The 23,343-nt window shown below is 47.3% G+C and carries 15 protein-coding genes; 7 read left to right on the forward strand and 8 right to left on the reverse strand.

Annotation, left to right across the window (positions count from 1 at the left end):
• Nucleotides 1-193 precede the first annotated feature (193 nt).
• Both ACJJIM_RS09445 and zigA read left to right on the forward strand, forming a co-directional pair.
• The gene (locus ACJJIM_RS09445; RefSeq protein ID WP_444913105.1) at nt 194-1,447 is read left to right on the forward strand and encodes a tyrosine-type recombinase/integrase; all 1,254 of its coding nucleotides are present in this window, start codon (nt 194-196) and stop codon (nt 1,445-1,447) included.
• 127 nt (nt 1,448-1,574) lie between these two features.
• Nucleotides 1,575-2,780 carry a zinc metallochaperone GTPase ZigA gene (gene zigA / locus ACJJIM_RS09450; RefSeq protein ID WP_444913106.1) on the forward strand — a complete coding sequence of 402 codons (1,206 nt, stop codon included), beginning with the start codon at nt 1,575-1,577 and terminating at the stop codon, nt 2,778-2,780.
• Nucleotides 2,781-2,880: 100 nt separating this feature from the next.
• Here zigA and ACJJIM_RS09455 read toward each other — a convergent pair whose 3' ends face one another.
• The 3 genes from ACJJIM_RS09455 to ACJJIM_RS09465 all read right to left on the reverse strand — a co-directional run bounded on the left by ACJJIM_RS09455 (nt 2,881) and on the right by ACJJIM_RS09465 (nt 7,745).
• Nucleotides 2,881-4,266 (reverse strand): S8 family peptidase, encoded by a 1,386-nt coding sequence (locus ACJJIM_RS09455; RefSeq protein ID WP_444913107.1) that lies wholly within the window; start codon nt 4,264-4,266, stop codon nt 2,881-2,883.
• Nucleotides 4,267-4,853: 587 nt separating this feature from the next.
• Nucleotides 4,854-6,908, reverse strand: a complete 2,055-nt coding sequence (locus ACJJIM_RS09460) for a S8 family peptidase (RefSeq protein WP_444913108.1) — start codon at nt 6,906-6,908, stop codon at nt 4,854-4,856.
• A 615-nt stretch (nt 6,909-7,523) separates the two neighbouring features.
• Nucleotides 7,524-7,745 carry a hypothetical protein gene (locus ACJJIM_RS09465; RefSeq protein WP_282932851.1) on the reverse strand — a complete coding sequence of 74 codons (222 nt, stop codon included), beginning with the start codon at nt 7,743-7,745 and terminating at the stop codon, nt 7,524-7,526.
• Between the two features lie 136 nt (nt 7,746-7,881).
• Between ACJJIM_RS09465 and ACJJIM_RS09470 the strand changes: the two genes are divergently transcribed.
• Nucleotides 7,882-8,415 carry a Dps family protein gene (locus ACJJIM_RS09470; RefSeq protein WP_444913109.1) on the forward strand — a complete coding sequence of 178 codons (534 nt, stop codon included), beginning with the start codon at nt 7,882-7,884 and terminating at the stop codon, nt 8,413-8,415.
• A gap of 120 nt (nt 8,416-8,535) precedes the next feature.
• Here ACJJIM_RS09470 and ACJJIM_RS09475 read toward each other — a convergent pair whose 3' ends face one another.
• Together ACJJIM_RS09475 and ACJJIM_RS09480 are read right to left on the reverse strand one after the other, a co-directional pair.
• Entirely contained in the window at nt 8,536-9,000 is a 465-nt protein-coding gene (locus ACJJIM_RS09475) for a GNAT family N-acetyltransferase (RefSeq protein WP_444913110.1), read from the reverse strand.
• 394 nt (nt 9,001-9,394) lie between these two features.
• Nucleotides 9,395-12,358, reverse strand: coding sequence for a DUF3857 domain-containing transglutaminase family protein (locus tag ACJJIM_RS09480; RefSeq protein ID WP_444913111.1), 2,964 nt, complete (start codon nt 12,356-12,358; stop codon nt 9,395-9,397).
• Nucleotides 12,359-13,187: 829 nt separating this feature from the next.
• Here ACJJIM_RS09480 and ACJJIM_RS09485 point away from each other — a divergent pair.
• From ACJJIM_RS09485 to ACJJIM_RS09500, 4 genes are all read left to right on the forward strand, one after another.
• Nucleotides 13,188-13,544 (forward strand): helix-turn-helix transcriptional regulator, encoded by a 357-nt coding sequence (locus tag ACJJIM_RS09485; protein WP_282932855.1) that lies wholly within the window; start codon nt 13,188-13,190, stop codon nt 13,542-13,544.
• On the forward strand, nt 13,538-14,836 hold the full coding sequence (locus ACJJIM_RS09490) for a type II toxin-antitoxin system HipA family toxin (RefSeq protein WP_444913112.1): 1,299 nt from the start codon (nt 13,538-13,540) through the stop codon (nt 14,834-14,836). Before ACJJIM_RS09485 ends, ACJJIM_RS09490 begins: the two co-directional genes overlap by 7 nt.
• Before the next feature lie 318 nt (nt 14,837-15,154).
• Complete coding sequence (locus tag ACJJIM_RS09495) at nt 15,155-15,766, forward strand: hypothetical protein (protein ID WP_444913113.1); 612 nt, start codon at nt 15,155-15,157, stop codon at nt 15,764-15,766.
• Between the two features lie 291 nt (nt 15,767-16,057).
• A complete protein-coding gene (locus tag ACJJIM_RS09500) occupies nt 16,058-16,741 on the forward strand; it encodes a VOC family protein (protein WP_444913114.1) in 684 nt (227 codons plus the stop codon).
• Between the two features lie 99 nt (nt 16,742-16,840).
• Here the strand turns inward: ACJJIM_RS09500 and ACJJIM_RS09505 are convergent, their stop codons facing one another.
• Genes ACJJIM_RS09505 through ACJJIM_RS09515 form a run of 3 tightly spaced genes read right to left on the reverse strand, consistent with a single transcriptional unit; the run spans nt 16,841 to nt 23,311 of the window.
• Nucleotides 16,841-18,985 carry a TonB-dependent receptor gene (locus tag ACJJIM_RS09505; RefSeq protein ID WP_444913115.1) on the reverse strand — a complete coding sequence of 715 codons (2,145 nt, stop codon included), beginning with the start codon at nt 18,983-18,985 and terminating at the stop codon, nt 16,841-16,843.
• 31 nt (nt 18,986-19,016) lie between these two features.
• The gene (locus tag ACJJIM_RS09510; RefSeq protein ID WP_444913116.1) at nt 19,017-22,427 is read right to left on the reverse strand and encodes an ABC transporter permease; all 3,411 of its coding nucleotides are present in this window, start codon (nt 22,425-22,427) and stop codon (nt 19,017-19,019) included.
• The gene (locus ACJJIM_RS09515) at nt 22,424-23,311 is read right to left on the reverse strand and encodes an ABC transporter ATP-binding protein (RefSeq protein ID WP_444913117.1); all 888 of its coding nucleotides are present in this window, start codon (nt 23,309-23,311) and stop codon (nt 22,424-22,426) included. Before ACJJIM_RS09515 ends, ACJJIM_RS09510 begins: the two co-directional genes overlap by 4 nt.
• Nucleotides 23,312-23,343 lie beyond the last annotated feature (32 nt).

The raw sequence follows: 23,343 nt of genomic DNA on the forward strand, positions 1-23,343 counted from the left end.
CTATAATTTTAATTCTAATACCTGAACGTTAATAATCCTGTGGCTACAGGCTCATTAGTTGGACGTCCAAAAAATTCAAACCTAGGCTCCACCAGGATCCCCATTATTTCCGATATTTGTGAATATCGGATATTTTATAAATGCCCGATATTCCGTATAATTTGCCGCATTCCAACAACAACTCCATATTTCTATGTCTGCTTCCAACCGGCCACCAGCACCAATCATCGACAACCTGAGCAATCTTGAGAATCCATTCCGCTGCACCAGCTTTTCAGCTAGCCGTTATCTCAGCAAGCAGATTCCTGGTGCTGATACCGATCTGGAGTTCACGCTTAAGTTTCTTTACAGCTATAACGGCAGCCAGGCAACGTTTAACAGCTACCGCCGTGAACTTGAGCGCTTGCTGCAATGGGCTTGGCGCATTGAAGAAGTTTCAATAATGACTCTGAAGCGCGAACACATTGAGGAGTTTGTGCAGTTTTGCATTGAGCCGCCAATTGCCTGGATCGGAACTAAGAATGTTGCCAGATTCAAAACACAGAATGGCGAGCGTGTTGTGAATGCCGATTGGCGGCCATTCGTAGTCAGTGTGTCCAAAGTTGAGTTTCGTGCTGGCAAGACGGCTTCTCCCAAGGAGTTCCGGCCATCCCAGGCAGCGATCAAATGCATCTTTACTGCATTGTCATCCTTCTTCGATTTTCTCTATCAAGAAGGCTTGGTTCCAGCCAACCCTGTGGCACTGATTCGCCAGAAAAGTAAGTTTGTTCGACGTGAGCAACAAAGCCAGATTGTACGCCGAATCAGCAACTTGCAGTGGGACTATGTCCTGGAGACTGCTGAGATCATGGCCGAGACATCACCAACAGATCACGAGCGAACTTTATTCATTATGAACGCCCTATTCGCTATGTATTTGCGAATCTCTGAGTTGGTTGCGGATGAAAGATCGGCACCAGTTATGGGTGATTTCAAGAAAGATCGCGACGGAAACTGGTGGTTTCACGTTACGGGTAAAGGTAACAAAGGCCGGGCGATCACTGTTTGCGACCAAATGTTGAAGGCCTTGAAGCGCTACAGAAATTATTTGCAGCTCCCTGCTCTGCCCAGCATTAATGAGCAGACACCTCTGGTGCACAAGTCCCGTGGCAAGGGACCGGTTACCAGTACCCGACAGGTTCGCCTGATTGTTCAAAACTGCTTTGATGCTGCCCACCAACGGATGGTTGAAGAAGGCTTAGGGGAAGATGCTGAAGATCTTAAGGCTGCCACTGTGCACTGGCTACGCCATACGGGTATTTCTGAAGATGTGAAGTACCGCCCCCGCGAGCATGTGCGCGATGATGCGGGCCATGCAAGTATGGCTACGACCGATCGCTACATTGATTCCGATATGCGAGAGCGACATGAGAGCGGGCGGAGTAAGCGGGTAAAGGAAGAGCGGTAATACTACCGCCCTACCCCTACCCTCATATAAATGAAATAGCTTGACCCACAATGGATACGATATATCATTTCACACCATCTGATTAACCTAGTACACATGGATGAATACTCAGAGTGCGGAGAGACTAATGGCACATACAAACAAACTCCCAGTCACCGTCCTTTCAGGTTTTCTAGGTGCCGGTAAAACTACCGTACTTAGCCACATACTGAACAATCGCGAAGGCAAAAAAGTTGCTGTAATCGTCAATGACATGAGTGAAATCAATATTGATTCTACGAAAGTACAGAGCGAAGTTTCTCTTAACCGTAGTGAGGAGAAGCTTGTTGAAATGAGTAATGGCTGTATTTGCTGCACTCTGCGGGAAGACCTTCTGGAGGAAGTCACTAAGCTTGCGCAGGAAGGACGGTTTGATTACCTCGTTATTGAATCAACAGGGATTTCTGAACCCTTACCCGTTGCAGAAACCTTCACTTTTGCCGACGAAAATGGTGTTTCTCTCTCTGATGTTGCCAGTTTGGACACAATGGTGACGGTGGTCGATGCAGTCAATTTTTTAAAGGACTATGACGAGGCCGTATTTTTACAGGATGCTGGTGAGTCATTAGGCGAAGACGACGAACGTAGTGTAACTGATTTGCTGATCGACCAGGTCGAGTTCGCAGATGTCATTCTGATCAGTAAAACAGATTTAGCTGGCCCTTCTGATGTTGAGCGCCTAGAGGCCATTCTGCGAACTCTAAATACGCAGGCAAAAATAGTTCCGGTCTCTCAGGGGCAAGTCGATATTGACGAGGTTCTAAGTACCGGCTTATTTAACTTCGAGCGCGCGCAGCAAGCACCTGGTTGGCTTAAAGAGATGCGAGGTGAACATATTCCAGAAACGGAAGAGTATGGCATTAGCAGTTTCAGCTACGAAGCACGTAGCCCCTTCCATCCAGAAAAATTTCATCAATTTCTGCACAATACTGAGAGGCACGGCAAGTTAATTCGCTCCAAAGGGTATTTTTGGCTAGCGTCCCGCCCTGAGTTTGCAGGCGAGTGGAGTCAAGCGGGAGGTATTGCCCACTATGGGTTCGCTGGGATGTTCTGGAAAGCTGTCCCCAAAGAAAACTGGCCCACAGACGAAAATTATCGCAGCTCCATTGAAAAACAATGGGTAGAACCCTTTGGTGATATGCGGCAAGAACTAGTATTTATTGGCCAGAGTTTGAATCAAACCAGCATGACAAAAGCGCTTGATGACTGCCTGCTAAGCGAGGGCGAAGTGCTACGAGGCAAAGAATACTGGGCGACATTGAATGATCCATTTCCCGCATGGGAACAAGGATGAATATTAACCTCACCCCTGTACTTGGCTAGATCCTTTAGTGGGAAAGTGTAAAAGACCGACGAAATGTCGGTCTTTTATTAAGCTAGCGCCTTTCGACAGTTCAATCCTCTATAGCGGCCTCAACGGCTGCCGCCGCATCAACAATGCCTGATCCACAACGCCGACATGAGCCTGTAAAACTTCGGGCTGTACTGGTGAGAATGGATTCAACCTCATCTGGTGTAACATCAGGCTTGACTGAATATATAAGTGCGGCTGTACCGGCAACATGTGGAGCGGCCATGCTGGTGCCGGCGTAGTAAGCGAAGCTATCACTACCGGGAGTTCGCGCGCCGCTGTTTAATGTAGAGAGAACGCCATCGGATTCCACCGAGTTAGTTTCACCTCCAGGGGCGGCTACATCGACCACATTGCCGTAGTTGGAGTAGTAAGCAAGCCCTCCGGAGCGGTTGGTTGCGGATACTGTAATGACTCCTGAACAGTTAGCCGGGGAAAACCAGAAGGCATTCCGCCCAGAGTTACCCGCCGCAACAACAACGGTTGCGCCCAGGTTACGGGCCGTATTAATGGCGCTTTGAGTTGTGCTTCCACAGAGGCCAAGACCACCCAGGCTCAAGTTCAACACTTGGGCCGGAGTTTCATTGGCTGGTGCACCATTAACCGAGCCGCCAGCGCTCCAGACAATGCCGTCGGCAATATCAGAAGTGTAACCGCCGCAGCGGCCGAGTACTCGAACGGGGAGCACTTTTGCTTTATGGGCTATCCCAGCGATACCCATATTGTTGTTGGTGACGGCAGCAATGGTGCCGGCCACATGAGTGCCATGCCAGCTGCTATCAAATTCGGGATACAGTGGGTTTCCGCAGTAACTATCGGTATACCAATCCCCGGGATCACTGGCATCACTATCACGGCCATCCCCATCTACAGCGATATCGGAATCCGAAATCATGTCGTAACCAGGCAGCAAGTTGTCCATGAGGTCTGTGTGAGCGAGATAACCGGTATCAATAACTGCTACTACCACGCCCTCCCCCTGAGTTATATCCCAGGCTGCGGGCAAATTCAGTCCACCATCAGCTTCAAAGTAGTGCCACTGGTCGTAATAGCTGGGGTCATTTGGGACCGCCATAGGGTGCATCATCAAGTCGGGCTCAGCGTACTCAATATTGGGGTCTTGTTTTAGGCGGTTGATTATCAGGTTGATCTCGGCTTGGCTTTTTCGGCTCCCCAGGTGCATGACTTGTGCACCCGTCGCCATGCGCCGCAAGTGGCGCAAGTTGTGGCCCGCACGGCGAGAGGCTTTCTCCACGGTTTCCTGAGTCATGCTCGCTGACCGTCCGATCGTGGAATCCTGCTTGTATTTCACAATGATCCGGTCAGTTGTTGGGGAACTACTTAGGTTATCCATTTGGGTGGCGAAGGAGCCTGTACATAGAAGTGAAAACACACCTGCTAGAGTGGATTTTTTCAACAGTGACTTCATTATTGTTATCTCTCCATGATGATTTAGCCGACGGGGTGTAACATCCTAACCATTAGTACCACTGTCCCTGTTGTGACAGGGCACGTTAGGCTTTACGCAAGATATATGCCTGAGCAAGTCATGGCTGGATATCGAGACAAAATTAGTACCAGTGTTTCAATTTTGCCCACAGGGATAGTAGTGGCAACCGATGTATCCTTCTTAGGTGATTGCCGGCCTCTTTCTATTCTTGTGACAGCCTCCACCTAAACAAACTTATTTATCTGTCTTTGCACCGATATAGAGATAACTAAGGGCTTTCCAATCACTGTGCACAGAAAGGCTGCAAAATACTTTTCGAAATTTATCAACTTTAAAGAAAAGGCTGGAGCTTGAAGTTAATCCACTCTGATAAAACGAGCTTTAATCGAGCAGTGGAAATGATCATCACAGAATTGGTGATATTGCCGGCAATATAACTGGGAAAGGATTCTGCGGAGATCAACGTGTTAAATGAAAATGCCAGTCAGCTTAACTGACTGGCATTATTTGAGTAGAACAGCTATCTACCCACCCCACAGGAACCTGTCGAGTGGGAGTTGGCCCATTTACTCAGTACTAGCACTCAAAGAAACTCCAGAGTAGTCAGAGTAACCGCGGATACTGATATACCAGGTACCTGCGTCTGGATTGCTGATGCTGCAGCTTTCATCATTACCCCACTCGTAAGGACGACAATCGTACGCTGTGCGGGTGGGCTCTTGGCCAAAACGAACATAGAGGTCTGCATCCCCACTGCCACCAGACATTACGGCGCTCAGTGTTGAAGCTCCGCTATCAACGTCGATAGTGAAGTGCTGCCAGCTGTTGCGGGAACCACTGAGATTTGTCTCTTCCCAACTGTCGCTACCGCCACCGCCGCCACCACCTGCGGTGTAGCTGCCTACGAGGCTAACGTTAGAAAAAGAACTATAGCCTCGCACCATGACGTGATAGGTCCCTCCCTGTACGTTAGCGATATCACAGGTTTCATTATTGCCTGAGGTGTAGGGCCGGCAATCATAGGTGCTGGTTGTTGGTGCGCTACCGTAACGAACGTAGAGGTCAGCATCACCGCTTCCGCCAGACATTACAAAAGACAAGTCTGTAGCATTTGCAGGTACATCCAGCGTGAAGTCAATTTCTTCACCACTATTACCTTCAATACCCGTCTCAGCAACACCGTTTTCAAGTTCACCACCGTCGTTACCGCCACCACCACCACCGCCGCCGCCACCATTGGCCGAGGCTACGGCCGCTGCTGCATCGACAATACCTGAGCCACAGCTGCTGCAAGAAGCCGGGAAGCTCCGTGCGGTACTGGTGAGGATTGATTCAACTTCATCTGGGGTCAAGGTAGGGTCTACAGAGTAGAGCAATGCTGCGGCACCGGCCACATGAGGCGCCGCCATACTGGTGCCCTGGATGTAATAGTAACTATCACTGCCTGGGTCAGTAGCACCATTGTTATAGGTAGAGAGGACGCCGTCGGAGTCATTGGCGAAGCTCTGTGCTCCACCCGGTGCTGCAACATCTACTACATTGCCGTAGTTAGAGTAGTAAGCACGACCGCCACTGCGATTAGTCGCAGCCACTGAGATCACCCCATCACAACTGGCAGGAGTAAATTGGCTTGCATTAGCATTGCTATTGCCAGCGGCTACAACAACCGTGGCACCGAGACTGCGGGCAGTATCGATGGCATTTTGTGTAGTAGTACCACAGCTTCCGCTGCCGCCAAGACTGAGATTGAGTACGTCGGCGGGATTCGCATTGGCTGGCAGGCCACTGACAGAACCGCCAGCCCCCCAAATGATCCCGTCAGCAATATCTGACGTATAGCCACCACAACGGCCGAGCACACGGACAGGAACGATCTTGGCCTCATAGGCAACACCAGCGATACCAAGATTATTGTTGGTAACGCCAGCGATAGTGCCGGCAACATGGGTACCGTGCCAGCTACTGTTGCTTGAGGAGCTATCTCCACAAGTACCAGAGCTATACCAATCACCCGGATCGGTGGCATCGCTATCGCGACCATCGCCATCTACGGAAACGAAGGTATCGTCGATCATGTCGTAGCCCGGCAAAATGTTGGCTGCCAGGTCTGCATGGGGTCGATAACCAGTATCGAGTACCGCGACCACAGCCCCGTTACCCGCAGTGGTATCCCAGGCTGATGGAAGGTTCAAGCCACCGGTAGATTCATAGTAGTGCCACTGATTGAGGTAACTTGGGTCATTAGGTACAGCCACTGCTTTCAAGATCAGATCTGGTTCTGCGTACTCCACATCCGGGTCTTGCCTCAGGCGATCGATAATTGCATTTACTTCAGCTCTATTTTTTCGACCTTCCAGGCGCATTACCTGAGCGCCAGTAGCTATGCGGCGCAGATGGTGCATTTTATGGCCAGCGCGACGGGAAGCTTTTTCCACAGTTTCCTGAGCCATAGTAGCGGCCCGTCCAACTTTAGCGCTTTCTTTGTACTTAACGATGATGCGATCAGTTAGCAGCTTGTTATCCGCTTCTTCCGCATAGGCACCAAAAGGCGCAGTGCATAGCAATGAGAATGCACTTGCTAAAGCCGTCTTTTGTAAAAGAAATTTTAAAGATAATTTCATTATTGTGGTTTCTCCGAAGTTATATTTATTCCAATACCAAAAAATCATTCGATATTGGTTACTCCTAAACCGCCCCGCTTTGGCTAAATAAATTCTATAAAGGGAAAGCCCAAAAACTGCTGAATTTAGGATCATTTAGTTAGCTTGAGCGAAATTGGTACCATTGTTTCAGCTTGGTACAAATGTATAACGACTTGGAAATTGTTGTCCTCAATGGAGATCTCGAAACTCATGTGGACTGCGATGACAAGTTTTAAATCTCTATAAAAAACTTAGGTAATAAATATTTTTCCGCAAAAAAGTGTGGAATGGTTCACGGGAGACACAACCAAAGAGGATTAACAGATCACTTATGACAAAAAATACGGCCTTATCCCTCAAACATAAAGCAATGTTATATCACATCAAAAATATTTTATTTAACTATGACTTTTGATGACTGGTAAGTTGATTCAATGAGGGATGGGCGCTCTTGCGAGTATGAAAGAAAAGAAAAAATCTACTACTTTAATTGGCGCTAGTTATCAGCCTCTTACTTGAGCTAACCATTCACCGTTTGATAAATCAACAGCAAATCTAATCCCTCCGAGTTGTATAACTGCTATATCTTGACCTTTATAAGTGTTCTTTCGCCAGTGAAATTAAACGATCGCACCTGGATATAGCTTTATAGGCATAGGCTTCTTTACTTCCCCGAGAACTATCAAATTCAGAGAGGACACTTTTTTTAAGTGCAGTAGCAACTTCAATGGCAAGGGCATACTTTTGGTGGTTTAAGCAGTGCCGACAAACAATTGTTTCCAGCGCGTCTTCGCTATCAATGTTTAAATACCCCAAGTTACGCAGCCCCTCGTGAAGACCTTAAATATCTTCCCCTTTGTGAATGGCTAGTCGCCATATAGGTGTCTAATCTAGTGCCATGGAGACACCGACTGCCACACCTGTCCCTTTGTCATAACTTGTGAGGTTTAATATGAGAAAAGCAACTGGAGAAGCGGTAGGCACACAATCCAGGCTAGCCGCCCCCTCTGATTTAAGTGAGAGTGCGAGGGCCAGCATTACTATTGCCGTTAATACCCTGCTGGCAGATACTTTCAGCCTATATATGAAGACCAAGAACTTTCACTGGCATGTTAGCGGCCCCCACTTCAGGGACTACCATTTGCTTTTTGATGATCAAGCCGATGAAGTATTCGAGATGACCGATGCACTGGCGGAGCGCGTACGCAAACTAGGAGGCACTACGCTTCGCTCCATTGGCCATATCGCTAAGCTACAGCGTTCTTCAGATAATGATGCCGAGTATGTAGATCCGCAAGATATGCTGTTAGAGCTAGGCGAAGACAACCGGGAAATGATCGCAAGTATGCGTAAAGTCCACGAACTTTGTGATGAGCACAGAGATATTGCTACAGCAAGCTTGCTGGAAGAGTATATTGATCAGGCGGAAAAGCGGTCATGGTTTTTGTTTGAGGCTAGTCGCAGCTCTGGTTTAACACACCACTGAGCCCTGTGGCCCAAGCTTGATCTGGCAGACAGCGCTACTTTTTGAATTACCCTGTCAGATCAAACTCAGCCTATACGACTTTCTTTTTTCAAAGCGACCTGTTCCTTTTCTGGTTAAGAGCTACAATTCCAGCTTCAACCTCTCCCCGACCGAATTTTCGAGGAAACCTTCTCGGAGGTAAAAATCAATTGTTCGTTGCCAGCTTTCTCTTTCCGGAGTACTAACTTCCAACCGTGGCCAGCCCTCTTCCTTCGCAAAGCTGATCGCCTCAGCCAAAAGAGCCTTGCCAATAAACTGCGAGCGGAACTCTGGTTCAACATACAGCTCCTCGATTACCCCGTAGTTGCCTCCGGCATAAATAGCGGCAGATCTGGATAGGGTAATAACTCCTACAGGAGCTCCATCGACATGATATAGGAAAGCATGGAATCCATTATCTTGTAATAACAGCTTCTTAGCCGTTACTGCCATCACCTCTGGATCGATGTTGCGCTTATGACCGACAAGGGCTTGCAGCAATTTTGTTACCAGTCCTGCGACTTCATTACTCCGCTCCACCCCGGCCCTTACAATCGGACTCACCATAAACTATCCCTTCCCTTTAACTTATTTACATTTTTGCCCAACTGAAATGTGATCACATTTAGAATCTATCAGCAATTTTTACTGGCAGCAAGCTGGGTGCGTAGGAAAGAAAGCGGACAACTCTCTATTGAATAATGGTCACAAAGAGCCAATGGGTAGAAATCATTAGAGCCGAAGGGATTGATGAAGCCTCAACGCTCGCATAGCACCATAAGTTTGAAGAAATGGAACCTGAACAACATCAGAGGCTTTTTCAGTCTTTAGGTATGAAACCTGAAGACTGAAAAAGTACAAGAGGTATTTATGAATTTTACCTTATCCCAAGTCTAAAAAATTCAAGGTAGGACAGCTGGAGCTATTCTATAAATTTAAGCTCCAGCAGCTCCCAACCTACCTATAGAACAGCTTTCAATCGCTCTTTAAGGGAGGATATAAACACCTTATCCTTCCCCCCAAGATTGGAAACATAAAGTATAAAATCACTACCATCTTTTCTGACAACCGTTACCGTAGTGGTATCACCTAAAGAACTGGACCAGTCTACCTGTAGATCCTCAATATCCTCGTAAGATGCCATTTCCTTTTCCAAAATATCCCCATCTTTCCAATAGGAAAATACATGGCGTTGTGTAAAACCATTGCCATCTTCACTCACGAATAGAAGCGCGTCACTATAGAAATATGCTACCTCATCAGTAGCCTTTAGGATCCCCTTTCTCTGCATAAACTTGAGGTCCCTATCTGATATCTCACTTCCTTCAACAACCTTGTCGCTAGCTAAAATACCAAACTCTCCACCGACCACCAGCCCACACACCGGCAAGCTCAACACCACTAACAAAGCATGCCTAGCACGCCATTTGGAACCCTCAATTACCGCTGGTGACTTATCGCCATTCACAAACAGTAAATAGTTTGCCAATGGCAATACTGTTAGCACGGTTAGAAGCTGGAACACCAGGGGGTAGCCCGTATATCTACCCAAGACTGGTGAGATCAAAAAGGTAATGGCCAATACAACTGCAAATCCTTTGTTTGGCAAATATGATTTACCATATCGATTTTCACTATCTTCACGGAGTTTATTCCAAAGGGGGAAGTACCAGAACTTGTTAAAAATACCTCTAGCGAGCGGCATGATCGCACTACGTTCCTGCTCCCGGATATATTTGAAGTTTCTATAAAACCAATAAACACCAAAAATTCCGAATGTAAAAACCCACATCGCCGTCAGCTTACCCAGGGAGACAGGGTAAAAAATCGTATCTTCCTTTACAGGGTTCTTCCATCTATCAAAGCGCCACATAAAGACCAGGAAGACATACATTGCTGCATAGATATAGATATACGTAGCGGTCGATAACTGTGATAAGAAACCACTCTCAGTATCTCCTGAGGTATTTGCATAAGACTGATAGATACCGTAACTCAGTTGATTCTTGAGTTTGTTAATAGCTTCTACGTAGGCTTGATATTCACTCGGCTTAACATGATCAACCTTACTGCGGTATATGTATTTCAGTGAAAGTGTCTTACTGGTTTCCTGATAGGAAACCTCATTTTTGAAATAGAAAAAGCTGTTATCTTCCTCAAAATACTCACTATCAAAAAACCAATCGTCTCCTTCGAAGTGAATTTCAATAACCTGCTCTATATGCTCTGGATACGATAAAGCCAAGGGATGGTGCCTATCCTGATCATCCGGCTCAGATACCCATGGGCTAACAATGTTTGCATAAAAATCAACCTCCTGGCGCTTTCTATCTGGTTTATCTTCCCAGAAATTTTCCAGCTTATATTGCTCATGAGAGGTGAATATATTTCGCTCTGGGTTATCTTCGAGCTCAATTAGAGCAGCGACTTCAATCCCGGAATAATAATCCTCAAAGAACTCCAAGTATTCTGTCTGTATTTGATCTCGCCCATTGCTAGCTAAACGCTGTCTCTGCCTTTCAGCGTCCTTACCATAATTTACAGTAGTGGTTGTAAAGGTTGCAGGGCCGTCATCCAGTACTGTGAACTCATCTTTTACAAATACTCCATACTTTGCGACATCTGGCTCCATATTTACCAAGTCATCAATGCCCGGCCTGAGTATTAGTGCTTTTCCATAATCTGGCTGAAAAATACTGCTCAAGTCACCATGCTGATAGCTACGCGTTGGATCTACCCAATACTCTTTGTCTTCAAATTCAAAATAGCTGATAACATGGTCAAATGACCTTACGCTGGGGATTCTATCTTTAAGTCTTGTTTCGGTATTGACTAGAGCCGGGTAGCCAACAACTCCAAGTTCTTTCAATAGAGTTAGAAACAGTACGGTTTTATCTTTACAATCTCCATATCTATACCGCAAAATCGTGCTCGCTGGTCTGGGCTTGTGTGAGTTTTCCCCCAACTCTATCCCTAAGTAACGTATCTCCCCCTGGACAAACCGAAGTGCGGCAGAGATTTGAGAACTCTTATCTTTGTGATTTAACTTGATGTCAGCGACTAATTTGGCTATCTCCGCATCAACATTAAAAACTCCTTGATATAACCCTAATCCCCAGACACCAACATCTTCCCAGGTTGCCAGTTCACTAAAGTAAATAGCGCCCCAAGGACTAAACCAGGAAGGAGTCCCATCGTCAGATTTAACTGGATCAAGTTTATTGTCCTCGATGACATACTCTCTGGCACCACCCAGATCTTTTTGTTTGAGTTCCAAATCGCTATTTAAAATTGAACTATAGAGAGGTGTTTGCTTCTCCCACAATATACGCAAATAGAGTCTCTCAAGTGGGACAGACCAATTCAGACTGGAGCTATATGCAAATATCCCCTGATAAACAGGATTCACCCCCGAACGCGTGTAGCTATACTCTACAACATCACCCACCCTGATATCGTCTAACAAAATATTGAGTGTTAATTGACCATGGTAGACTGACTCATCCATCTCCTCTTCGCGCCGAATATGATCTATTCGCGCAGTATTGAGTTTATTTAAAACCTGTCCATCGCGGATCACATTAAGAGTATGTAATGTAACCTTTTGATACTCTGGGTCATAATCAATACTTATCTGTGAGCTTTCATCAACCCCCTCTGGGTTAATAATGTATTCAGCCATTCGAAAGAAGTATTCAAATTCTGGCTTATCCCCCGCTTTGATCTGCGAGTCCAGAAGAAGATAATGAACCCCATCCTGGATTTTATCGATCGGCCGCTCTTTTACTTCAGGAACTACTACCTTTGTTACCCAATCTGGTATGGGAGATGTAGCAACTTCTTCTCTTGCCCAAACCTTGCCTGCGGCCAAGAATGAACAAATCACTAAAACTATTGATATAGCCGCATCAATCTTTTTCTTCATTATCTACTTTTCTACAATACTTAGAGTGGCTTTCAAATACGATATGAATGCGCACCAGTGAAACTAGGCTGCGAATCCAATTAACTCAATACCTGCTTATACAAGGGGCTTAGTAAAGGCTTTTTTCACTCGAAAGTCCAATATGGAGTCACAATACGAGCTATCCCGATCTTTTTTGTACGATAGTCCATTTACTAAGAATCTAAGACAACGTAAATAGCAGAAGATATAAGATTTAGAAGAGCTGAGACTCTCTATACTAAAACTGGTATTCAGGCTTATAAAAATTTAATCACAACCAAACTTCCCCCACAAACTACAAGTAAGCTTATAAATAAGCTTTCCTATTAACTAGGAGTTAACAGGGATAAATTTTGTAACGGTCAGCTACTGTTGGTTTACCCATAGAACAATATAGGGAAACAATTTGCTTCTAGTTAATTTGCGGCCACTGTTCATGGCAGTAGCTAATGTAAATCTCCATAGAAACCTCTTAGTTGTTCCCATTTGGCAACGGCAAGAAATCTAATAGCAGCAGTGGAGCCTAATCATCCCCGAGGAAAGTAGTCGCCCGCCTATGGCATCAAATCTTATGTAGAACAGGTGTTTCTCTTATCGCCAGCAGAAGTTGAGCTTCCGGTAGAGGCGGCCTCCATAAATAATAGGATTAATACAAATAATAGCCTGAATAACACCTGTAAACGATCAATTTAAGCATTAATAGCTGCAACTCCAACTATTAACACTTTTAACCTTTGTAGACTATAATAGCTCAAAAAGCACCCTTTAGCTCGACAAAACCTAATCAAAGGGTGGAAAGGCAACTATTATGGGATTTCACGGTCAATCAGATAAGCAAATACTTGAGTCGCTGGGCAATCGTCTCAAAAACTACCGCTTACGAATGAACCTTACTCAGGATGACATGGCTGAGCGTGCAGGCCTATCCACCTCCACCATTAAAGGGCTGGAGGCTGGTCGTGGCAGGCTTGATAGCCTTGTTGCTGCGCTGAGAGTACTTCGCCAACTTGATTCATTGGATAGCTTCTTACCTGAACCGGCAGTAAGTCCGATGCAAATTGCTACTCAAGGTAAACAGCGGCAGAGAGCCAGCCGCAGCTCACAGAATCAGCGCGATACCCTGCCCTTGAACAGCAATAAGAAAAGGAGCAAGCCGGAATGGTAAACCAGACAAATGCCGCAACAGTTCACTTGTGGGGCGAGTTGGTAGGCGCTGTCCACTGGGGTGACAGTGGTTATGGTTCATTCGAGTATGCACCGGAGTTCTTGCGTCGGGGGCTGGATATAGCTCCGATAACCATGCCTATTGAAGCTTCAAATGAGCCATATACATTTCGCGGCCTCGGTCGGGAAACATTTAAAGGATTACCGGGACTCCTCGCCGATTGCCTGCCTGACAAGTTCGGCAATGCGGTGATTGATGCCTGGCTCGCACGCCAAGGGCGAACTCCAGACAGCTTCAACCCTATTGAGCGACTCTGTTACACCGGTACTCGTGGCATGGGCGCGCTTGAATTTCAACCAGCGGTGGACGGCACCTTCAAAGACTCTGTCGACCTGAACGTTGAAGAATTAGTCAATCTAGCTGCCGCAATTACCAATAGGCAGACGGATCTCAATACGCAATTTGGACATAGTGATACTGAAAAATCAGGCTCCTTGCTGGACATTTTGCGCGTTGGCACCAGTGCCGGAGGCGCTCGAGCAAAAGCAGTTATTGCCATGAATGATAAGGGGGATATTCGCTCTGGTCAGGTCCCCGCCCCTAAAGGCTATGACTACTGGCTTTTAAAATTTGACGGCGCGGGAGATCTTGAACTCAGGGCAAGCGATGGCTATGGGCGGGTTGAATACGCCTATTATCATATGGCTCGCGAAGCGGGTATCAATATGGCGGAGTGCGGGCTACTGGAGGAAAATGGCCGAGCGCATTTTATGACGCGGCGCTTTGATCGGGTAAACGGGCAAAAGCTTCATATGCAGTCTCTATGTGGTATTGCGCACTTGGATTTCAACATGGCAGGCGCACACTCCTATGAGCAAGTATTCAGCATAATGCGTGAACTATATCTGCCTAAAAATGAAGCCGTTCAGCAATATCGACGTATGGTCTTCAACGTATTGGCCAGGAATCAAGATGATCATACAAAGAATATTGCATTTCTTATGGACCCAGCCGGAGAATGGTCCCTTTCACCAGCCTTTGACCTGACTTATGCCCACAATCCTGGCGGAGCTTGGACAAGTCAACACCAGATAAGTATTAACGGAAAGCGTGATCACTTCAATTTAGATGACTTAATAACATTAGGGGAATCCATCAGTATTAAGCGCCCAATGGAGATAATTGATCAGGTCGCAAGTGCGGTAGCAAATTGGGAGCAGTTCGCTGAAGCCTCCGGTGTCTCTGAAAGCTGGACTATTGAAATTGGCCAAAACCACCGCAAGCTAACTTGAATTTTATCTATATGTCATTGACCTAGCCACTACCCACTTCTTTTGTGGCCCCAAGGATGGAGCCAGGGTTCGATCCCAAATTTTACCGCTAAAACCTTCAGCCTCCCAACCATACTCCTACGGCGGCCCCAGTGTGTCTTTTAACTCCAAAGATCCCTTGTCGAATAGAACAGAGGCACCGTAAACGGGCTGATAGTCCATGAGATATCGAGGGGGATGAAGTCAAGTCCAATCGAAAAAACGACACTTCAATCGTCTTCATCTGGGAAATATCAGCTTTCATTCTATTTTGTCGATTAACGTATAAAAGAGCTGCTCATGATGAAACTGTCACTTCTATTCACAATAATTTTGATTTCCCTTGCTTTTATGGGAGCTAAAACGGCAGCAGAAGAGAATAGTCATAACTCAATCAAGAATAGTGATGGCATCATTTGTAATAATGAGTATGTTCTATGCACATCTGCCCCATGCATTCCAGATCCCAGTAATCCAGATTCAAATGCAGTTTGCAGATGTGACGTTAATAAGGGGTTGAACTTCGGGTTTTCTGAATGTAAAAACCGGACTCCTGTGACTGACTCAAACGACGTCAAAAAAGCCTTATCGACATTTTCTTTCGCGCAGGCTCCCACCAAGCCTGTACTTTCCTGCCCCGAAGGTAAACCGTGGACTGATTGCCTGGATCAACCCTGCATTGTCGACCCGATGAATCCACTCAAAGCCATATGCACATGCAAGATTGTACGTGATAAGCCTTTTGTAACTTTTGGAGGCGACTGTGTATCCCTGAATTGTGATACGGGTTACTGGTCTGGTGCAACGGTAGAGTCTTATGTGGGAGCAAGCAGAAAACTGATGAAGGCATTTAGCTTAGATGAGGTTCCCGCCAAATATTGCGTGGGGATCAAACCTGAGGTTTCAGAGTAATTTCTGCTCGGTCCAAGCCACATCAGTCTTTTGTGTTTTTAGAAATAGACATCCGATTCTCACTACGGAGCGTTGACCCCTACACTGTTTAGCGGCCCATACAATTCCTGAAAGAGTCACCAAGTAGATTCTATTACTTTCATAATTGTTAAAATTTCGGCAAAAGTTAAATCACCCTTATCGTAATTTCTGGTATGGTTAAATCAACCACAAGAAATGATTAACTAACAACTGCCGCCTAAAAAATAAAAACTAAACAAACAACACTATTTTTAGACAAAAGGCACTCTTATGAGAACACGCTGTAGCCACGTTTTACTCTGGGTGGAGGATATTCATCAAGCTGTACGAGATTTCCGTCAGCTCGGTTTTTCTGTGGATTACGCCACAAAAGAAAAGAACGCCCAGCACGCCCATATTTGGTTTAGTGAAGGGGCTATTATTGAGTTATTGACATCACCATCCAATGCTCAATACTTCAAATGGATTATTGATCTCTTTGCCGGCCGGGGCGCAGGACGTAGGATGATACGTTGGTCGCAAGAAGGGGAAGGTTTTTGTGATGTTGCCTTAGTCAGTGACGATTTTGATAATGATCTTTCAGCGATGAAGCGTGAGGGTGTTCAAACCGGGCGAGTGATTCCCTGGCAACGAACCAAACCAAACGGACAAAAAACCAGCTTCCGCTTTGTTTATCCTCGCTCTGAGCGACTGCCATTTATTGTAAGTCCATATAACCCACCTCAGTACCCTCAAGAAACAAACCATAAAAATGGTGCTACTGGCCTGAGTAAAGTGCACATGGAAGTCAGTGAACAAGACTGGAAAACTGTACAACGTTTAATCGATAAAGATTCCACATTTAATGTCAAACCCGGGCCTACAACCAAAGTTACGGGTATAGAGGTTAGTGGACTGAGAGAAAATTTGGACCCGACTCTATTGCATGGGAGTACAATCAACCCAGCAAGCTAAGGAGCCTCTGAGCTATTTAGTGGATCAATCTCTACAGAGATTGATCCACTCACCATCAAGATAGATAAAACAGTCGTTAACTAAACTGTCGAAATCTCATTACAGACGGTATAGAACTCCAACTCCCGCACGACGTCCTTTTGCCGGCGCCCCTATTCTGGCATCAGGGGCAAATATCGCATTGGTGTAGCCATATAACTGATACTGCTCATCAAGCAGATTGTCAGCAAACAGATAAAGCTCCATAGAGTCCGTTTGCAGTGCTACACGAAGGTCCACCTTGCTGTAAGCATCCAGGTTAAAGTGGTTTTGTGCATCTGCCGGGCGCTCATCTACATGACGTACAGTCAGGTTGGTATTGAGAGCCGGTGCGCTTAACCCCATAAAGTCTGGTAGAGGCTGGTAGTAATTCAATGCCAGGCTAGCACTCCAGCTGGGTACGTCAGGCACTTCATTACCCGCCAAAACGTCACCGCCGGAAACACCATACACATCTTTTGTAATTTCCGTATCCAGGAAGCTCAAGCCACCGGCAATACTAAACTGCTCGGTAATAAACCAATCGGCCTCAAGCTCTGCACCAAATGTCTCCGTATCTGCATTTACTGCAGCAGAGGAATAGGAAGCAAAATCAAAGCCTAACAAATGATCATCTTCCACAGAGCTAAAGAATACAGCACCACTGATATTCAGACTATCTGACTCATTTTTAATGCCTAGCTCGAAGGTGTCGACAGTTGCGGGCTTGTAAGCAACGCTATCGGCCGACTGCAAAGCAAAGTCATTGAACCCACCGGATTTATAGCCTCGTGCGGCAACTGCATAGATATTTGTAGAATTGGACAGCGAATAACCAAGAGCCAATCGGCCAGTTGTATAACTATCGTCCAAATCTCTTTGATCTTGAGAAACGTAGAGATTGCCATCCGTACCGTAGCTGGAATACTCACCGGCGTACTTCTTACTCTCTTGGGTGTAACGTAGTCCAGCTGTAAATTTCAGGGAATCAGTTACAGGTAATGTAGTCTCACCGTAAATAGCCTGGCTATCAGTATCGTAATCCCGGTATTGATTGGCGAAGGACACCAAATCAATTGAGTCAAAACTTCTTTCACCTTCTTGTAGATTGAGTCCAATCACCCAGAATGTAGATGCCTCAGGCAATGAGGACAAGCGTAGATCCTGGCTGATGGTCTGCTCGTCCTGGCTATCGCCACGAAGATACTCCATTGGGAAATTGAACACTGCTTGGGCAGTCTCTTGGTCAAAACCGGTTAGGTAACTAAAATCCGTGTTGACCAATGCAGTGATAGAAGTCAGTTGAGTATTCGCCCATTGGTGATTGATTTCAGTGGAAAATCGCTCAACGGTTTTTTCATTATCGTCAAAAGCTCCTGGTGTGTGTTCACTGCCAGGGTCATCACCGAAAGGTTGTAATAACTGAAGGTTCAGAAAGCCTTCCTGTTGTTGCTTCTCAGCAATAAATAAGGCTGATGTTTTCGCACCCAAATCCCATTCCAGACTACCTCTGAAAGCCAGGTCTTTGGGTTCAGTCATTGGATCGCCGTTAGTCGTATTCTCAACCCAATGGTCCTCACTGATATGTCGGATGGCTACTCGGCCACGGAGTGATTCAGAGAATGGGCCGCTGATCACAGTTTGATATAAACTCTGGTTATCCTCTCCGAGCTCTACACGTCCGTAAGCTTCAAACTCTTCGGTTGGCTTGTTAGTGGTAATATTAATAGCGCCAGCTTCACTGTTGCGCCCGAATAAGGTCCCTTGAGGCCCCTTTAATATTTCCAGTCTTTCGATATCAAGGGTCCCAAGGGACACATTTCCCGCAGGCATAGATACGCCATCAAGGTTCACTACAACGGAGCCATCATCCTTATTTACCTGAGTCAGTGAACCAACCCCGCGAATACGGATATTTGCATCCACCGCACCACTGGAAGAATAAACATCTACTCCAGGTGCACTGCGCAATGCATCTTCAAAATTGAGCAGCAATCGGTTTTTCAAATCCTCTTCGCTAACAACACTCAAGCTGAAGGGAACATCCTTGGCTTTCTCTTTTGTAAGCCGGGCAGTAACTTCAACGACTTCCATTTCTGTTTCGGAAGAACTCTCCTTTTCCGCTCCTTCCGCCGCAGAGTAGGCTCCGGAAGCGTATAGCAGACTTGCCGATATTAGCGAAATTTGTTTCGCAAGTACTTTCTTATCTAGGTTTAAGCTGAGCATAAATTGAATTTCCTTTCTATTACTTAGGCTATTAATTGATATTCGATACTTCAGAACTCTCAGCCAGTAAATTCTGTGCAGGGTCCCGCTGATAGGAAGGCCAGATATCCAGCGCTAGAACTTTCTCCGAGGGCAGACGCTCAATCAGCGTTTTTCCATTGATGACCTCGGAATCCAACTCATTGATATCGGCTAGCAAACGGTAGCTGGCCGTTTGTGCGACCGGCTGCCATCCACCCTTCTCCCAGCGCCAACGCTGTCCGTCCAGGCGTATTTGACCGGACTCCAGGTACTCGACCGTTAGAGCTGATGAAAGAGGAGCCCCGAGCATATTTTGCGTCCGTGTCTCACCGACATAAGCGCTCAGTACATTTTCAATATTCTTCTGCTGCTTGATGTCATCGAGTAACGCGGACAGGGACTCAGGAGATTGCAGAAGCGTCCAGTCCAGTGCGGCCACCGGCGCATAGTAGCGAGTCCAACCGGAAATCGGTGCGGTGCTCAAGCGCTCAACGGGTACCTCACTGCCAGCCAAGTCTCTGGTCGTCTTATCGGAGTATCGAACCAGCACATCATCAAGCACTTCGATGCCATCGATTTCCGCTACACAAAGCAGGCCAATCGCTCCGGAAACTCCATCGCTGAGCCACGCGGAGCCGGCAATACGTCGTATGTCCGAACTTTCCAGTAAATGCTGGCGGGCCAAAGCTCGGGCGATATCGACCCGCCGCAGCCAACGCCCTGTACCTTCATCGGCAATATCCCAATGAGGCCCCTCGGACAATTGCAGCAAATTACCGCTGGCCCGTGTCTCTCCAAGTCCTCTTGGCCATTGGGCAATCCGTTTAATTTCGATATCAGTACCCAGCCGCTGGCTCACGCAGGCCTGCATCTGCCCAACGTCTTTAGCAATGGCAGAAACCATATTTGAGCGATCGGAATCATGGGAAACATCAAACCCATCGAATACCGCTAGTTTCGTATTGGGTGCCCATTGAATGGAGAAATCCAAGGGGCCATGAGTGCTCCCCTGCTCACTAAAGACATTTTTATCATCCCGTTGGATTTGGATCTGCCAGCGCCAGTCCCCCGATGGGGCCGCGCCCTCAAGGGTTGTGGCCAGTTGTGAAGCCGGCAGGCTGAACTCAGGGTTCAAGCCCAGCGCTTCACGTTCCGCTGACACACGCAAGATACGCTCGGGGTCAACACCGATACGCGGAACAATATCGCTCGCTTGTAACCAGACTCCACTGGCAGTTAGCCCTGAGGGCTCTCCCTCTGCGGACCACCCCGGCGCCGTCATTTGCCACAACAGTTTGATGTTACAACCCTGTTCAGAGCAGCCTGATATTGGCAGCGACATATGGTCGTAACGCTGATCCGGTGTGACTTCACGCCCGCCCACTAAGGCCTTAACCAATACAAATCCGTGGGGTAATTCAAACTGCAAGCCCTGCCCTTCGACATGAACTTTATGCAATAACCACTCACCTTCTACTGTTTGGTTATCCGGGTTGATATTGATATTCAATTCACCACCGGACACCTCAAACCCACTCGCTTTCGGCAGCCAATAAGATTCCCAGAGGGCATCTTCTTGTTTGAGTTGCTCTGGTGATTGATATCCGCCCTGCACTACCAGCCTATCTCCCAATACAGAACCGAGACCGAGAAGAAATAAAGCAGAACAAGCCACCAGGGCGCCCTGAGGGGCCATAAGGCGTGAACGTATCAGGGCAAAACCCTGAGACATGCGGCTATCCAGTCCACGGGGAATCAAAAGAGCGGCCAGGCCGATCATCAATAGGGCAAGCGCAACTTTAAATCCATCCAAGGCCAATAAATAACCGATCCAGGGTTCCCAACCACTGAGTGCTGACAGTTGAATATGAGCAGTGATACCCACTTCATAGGGCGGGTAATGCACCAGCTCCAGCTCATGATTGAGGACCAGAATAAAGGTCACAAACATTGACATGGAATAGGCAAAGCCCGCATGGCGGAACAATGCATGCACCAAAAGCACCATCATCGACAACTCCAATAAAGGAGCTGTCACTATCAGCAATTGATAAGTGAACGCCTGTACGATATCGACAGATGCCGGAGCGGTGAGAAGCACAGCAATAATGCCCGATAGACCCGGCAACAGGGCCAACAGCACCGTCATGGCGAATACGGTAAGGGCAACGCCAAATAATCGTGTGTAGTCGGGCGCGGGGGTTGCAGACAGCATGTCGTCAAACCCGGGCACCTGATCCCTGCGGCACACCAAGCCAGTCAATGCGGCGATTACAAAAGCAATAACCAGGAAAATAACATCCTTGAGAAGCGGCAATAGCATTTCCAAGCGCGGTGCCATAGGCCCTTCAGCGTGCCAGATGATCTGGGTAAACGAGCTAGCCACCCCCATTATTACCAGGACCGCAACACCGACCCACCAAGCGCGACTACTCCATACGTGAAATAATCTCCAGCGGGCTTCCAGCATGAGTTGACGCAGGGAGCGGCCAACCGATGCGGTATCGGGCTTAGATGGAGAGAAATCTTTAACCTTGCGAGTGGCTGCCTTTTTAGCGGCCTTCGCCCGGGCAGGTTTGGCAGCCCCTTCCAGTACCAGTGTTTCCCTTCGCAAGTATTTCAGGCAAGCCGCCAAGGCAAGCAAAGGAACAAGACACCATAGAATTCGATTCAGTACCGAACCCAAAGTAAACGGCAGTAGGGAGGTTGATTTTTGCAGTGGTGTCCAGGAAGTAACCTCCGTATAAACGAAAGTAAACAGCGAGGGGTCCATAACCGCAGCCAGCTGCGGATTAATATTGCCACCCCGAAGAACGATCACAGCAAACATCCACAACATCATTAAAGCCGCTGCGAGCCCAAAAGGACCGGCCAGGCTGCGGGTTCGCAGCGTAGCGACAAAATACAGAGCACCAATACCGATGCTCGCGGGAATCTGTAACCAGATCCATACAAAGCCAAGGGCTTTCCAGGGCGCTGGGCCAATCGCTGTTTCGGGCAGCAAGCCCATCCACACCAATACCGGCGAGACCAAAAACCCTACCAGCGCAGATGCACTTAATATGGCTCCTATTACCGCAGCGCCAAGAAACCGCCCCCAAAGCATTACGCTCAGGGAATTCGGTGTTGTATAGATCACTTCATGCAAACTGGCTTTGCGATCCCGCAGAATCGGTTGTGAAAATACCCAGGCCCAGGCAAAAAACTGAAAGAACATACATCCCGCACCCATCAGGTAAATGAGTGATGGTGAGTTCCGGGGAATATCTGTGGCCCCCATTTTTTGCATGTAGTCGGCATTGACCAAATTCAGAAGCAGGTAGATCACCAGCCCCCAAAAGGCCAAAGCCACGATGCCGCTGCTAAATCCGGCTCTTATCTCCAGCTTTGCCTCATGGGCAATAAGCGCCAGCTTGTTCATGCAGCCTCCCGCTGATCTTTTACCTGCTCAATAGCCAGATGATAAATATCTTCCAGGCGAGGCGTGTGGGCAGTAAAACGAGAGTCTGCAGGTTTTTCCCCGTGTACAATTACCTGGGTACCATCGGGTCTGGCAATATTATGCAGGGATGCGGGAAGTGATTCGCTGCGGGGAATCAGTGCTTGCCACATATTGCCTATATGGGGGTCTGTTACCTCTGGGGCTGTGCCCTCAACAACAATACGCCCAGAAGCCAATATGGCCAGGCGCTGGCACAGGTTTTCGATATCTTCAACGATGTGGGTAGAGAGCAATACAATGGCATCCGCCGCGACATCCGCCAAAACACAGTGAAAGCGATTGCGTTCAGCGGGGTCCAGGCCAGCGGTTGGCTCGTCAACGATGATCAGGCGCGGCTCGCCAATCAATGCAATGGCAATACCAAAACGACGCAGCATACCGCCAGAATAGGTTGATACGGCTCGATCGGCTACATCGGCCAAATTGACCTGCTCCAATAGCCTATCCACTTCATGGCGCCTTGCGCTTGTTTCGGTGAAGCCTTTGAGCCAGGCAAAACGCTCCAGCAATGACCGCGCTGCAATTCCAGGATAGGCGCCAATATGTTGCGGCAAATAGCCCAGTTTACTGCGCATAAAGTCCGGGTTTGCCAGCACATCCACACCATCCAGCATGATCCGACCACTGTCCGGGGTTTGCAGGGTAGCCAAGGTACGCATCAAACTACTTTTCCCGGCACCATTAGGTCCAAGTAATCCGTACATGCCGGGGCCAACTTCCAAGTTAACGCCGTTTAACGCCTTCACCCCATTTTTATATGTCTTAAAGAGCCCTTCGATGATCAACCCTGATTGATTTTGCATCTCTCCTCCTAACCCCGTTTTATAAGTAAAAA

Source organism: Microbulbifer maximicatervae (SeqCode) (genome assembly GCF_052467615.1).

What these genes read in the sequence shown, in the direction of transcription:
- ACJJIM_RS09490 (WP_444913112.1), top strand. Translation starts at nt 13,538, where the DNA reads ATGGTAAACCAGACAAATGCCGCAACAGTTCACTTGTGGGGCGAGTTG.
- ACJJIM_RS09475 (WP_444913110.1), bottom strand. Translation starts at nt 9,000, where the DNA reads ATGGTGAGTCCGATTGTAAGGGCCGGGGTGGAGCGGAGTAATGAAGTC.
- ACJJIM_RS09510 (WP_444913116.1), bottom strand. Translation starts at nt 22,427, where the DNA reads ATGAACAAGCTGGCGCTTATTGCCCATGAGGCAAAGCTGGAGATAAGA.
- ACJJIM_RS09485 (WP_282932855.1), top strand. Translation starts at nt 13,188, where the DNA reads ATGGGATTTCACGGTCAATCAGATAAGCAAATACTTGAGTCGCTGGGC.
- ACJJIM_RS09445 (WP_444913105.1), top strand. Translation starts at nt 194, where the DNA reads ATGTCTGCTTCCAACCGGCCACCAGCACCAATCATCGACAACCTGAGC.
- ACJJIM_RS09460 (WP_444913108.1), bottom strand. Translation starts at nt 6,908, where the DNA reads ATGAAATTATCTTTAAAATTTCTTTTACAAAAGACGGCTTTAGCAAGT.
- ACJJIM_RS09500 (WP_444913114.1), top strand. Translation starts at nt 16,058, where the DNA reads ATGAGAACACGCTGTAGCCACGTTTTACTCTGGGTGGAGGATATTCAT.
- ACJJIM_RS09505 (WP_444913115.1), bottom strand. Translation starts at nt 18,985, where the DNA reads ATGCTCAGCTTAAACCTAGATAAGAAAGTACTTGCGAAACAAATTTCG.
- ACJJIM_RS09515 (WP_444913117.1), bottom strand. Translation starts at nt 23,311, where the DNA reads ATGCAAAATCAATCAGGGTTGATCATCGAAGGGCTCTTTAAGACATAT.
- ACJJIM_RS09495 (WP_444913113.1), top strand. Translation starts at nt 15,155, where the DNA reads ATGATGAAACTGTCACTTCTATTCACAATAATTTTGATTTCCCTTGCT.
- ACJJIM_RS09480 (WP_444913111.1), bottom strand. Translation starts at nt 12,358, where the DNA reads ATGAAGAAAAAGATTGATGCGGCTATATCAATAGTTTTAGTGATTTGT.
- ACJJIM_RS09470 (WP_444913109.1), top strand. Translation starts at nt 7,882, where the DNA reads ATGAGAAAAGCAACTGGAGAAGCGGTAGGCACACAATCCAGGCTAGCC.
- ACJJIM_RS09455 (WP_444913107.1), bottom strand. Translation starts at nt 4,266, where the DNA reads ATGAAGTCACTGTTGAAAAAATCCACTCTAGCAGGTGTGTTTTCACTT.
- zigA (WP_444913106.1), top strand. Translation starts at nt 1,575, where the DNA reads ATGGCACATACAAACAAACTCCCAGTCACCGTCCTTTCAGGTTTTCTA.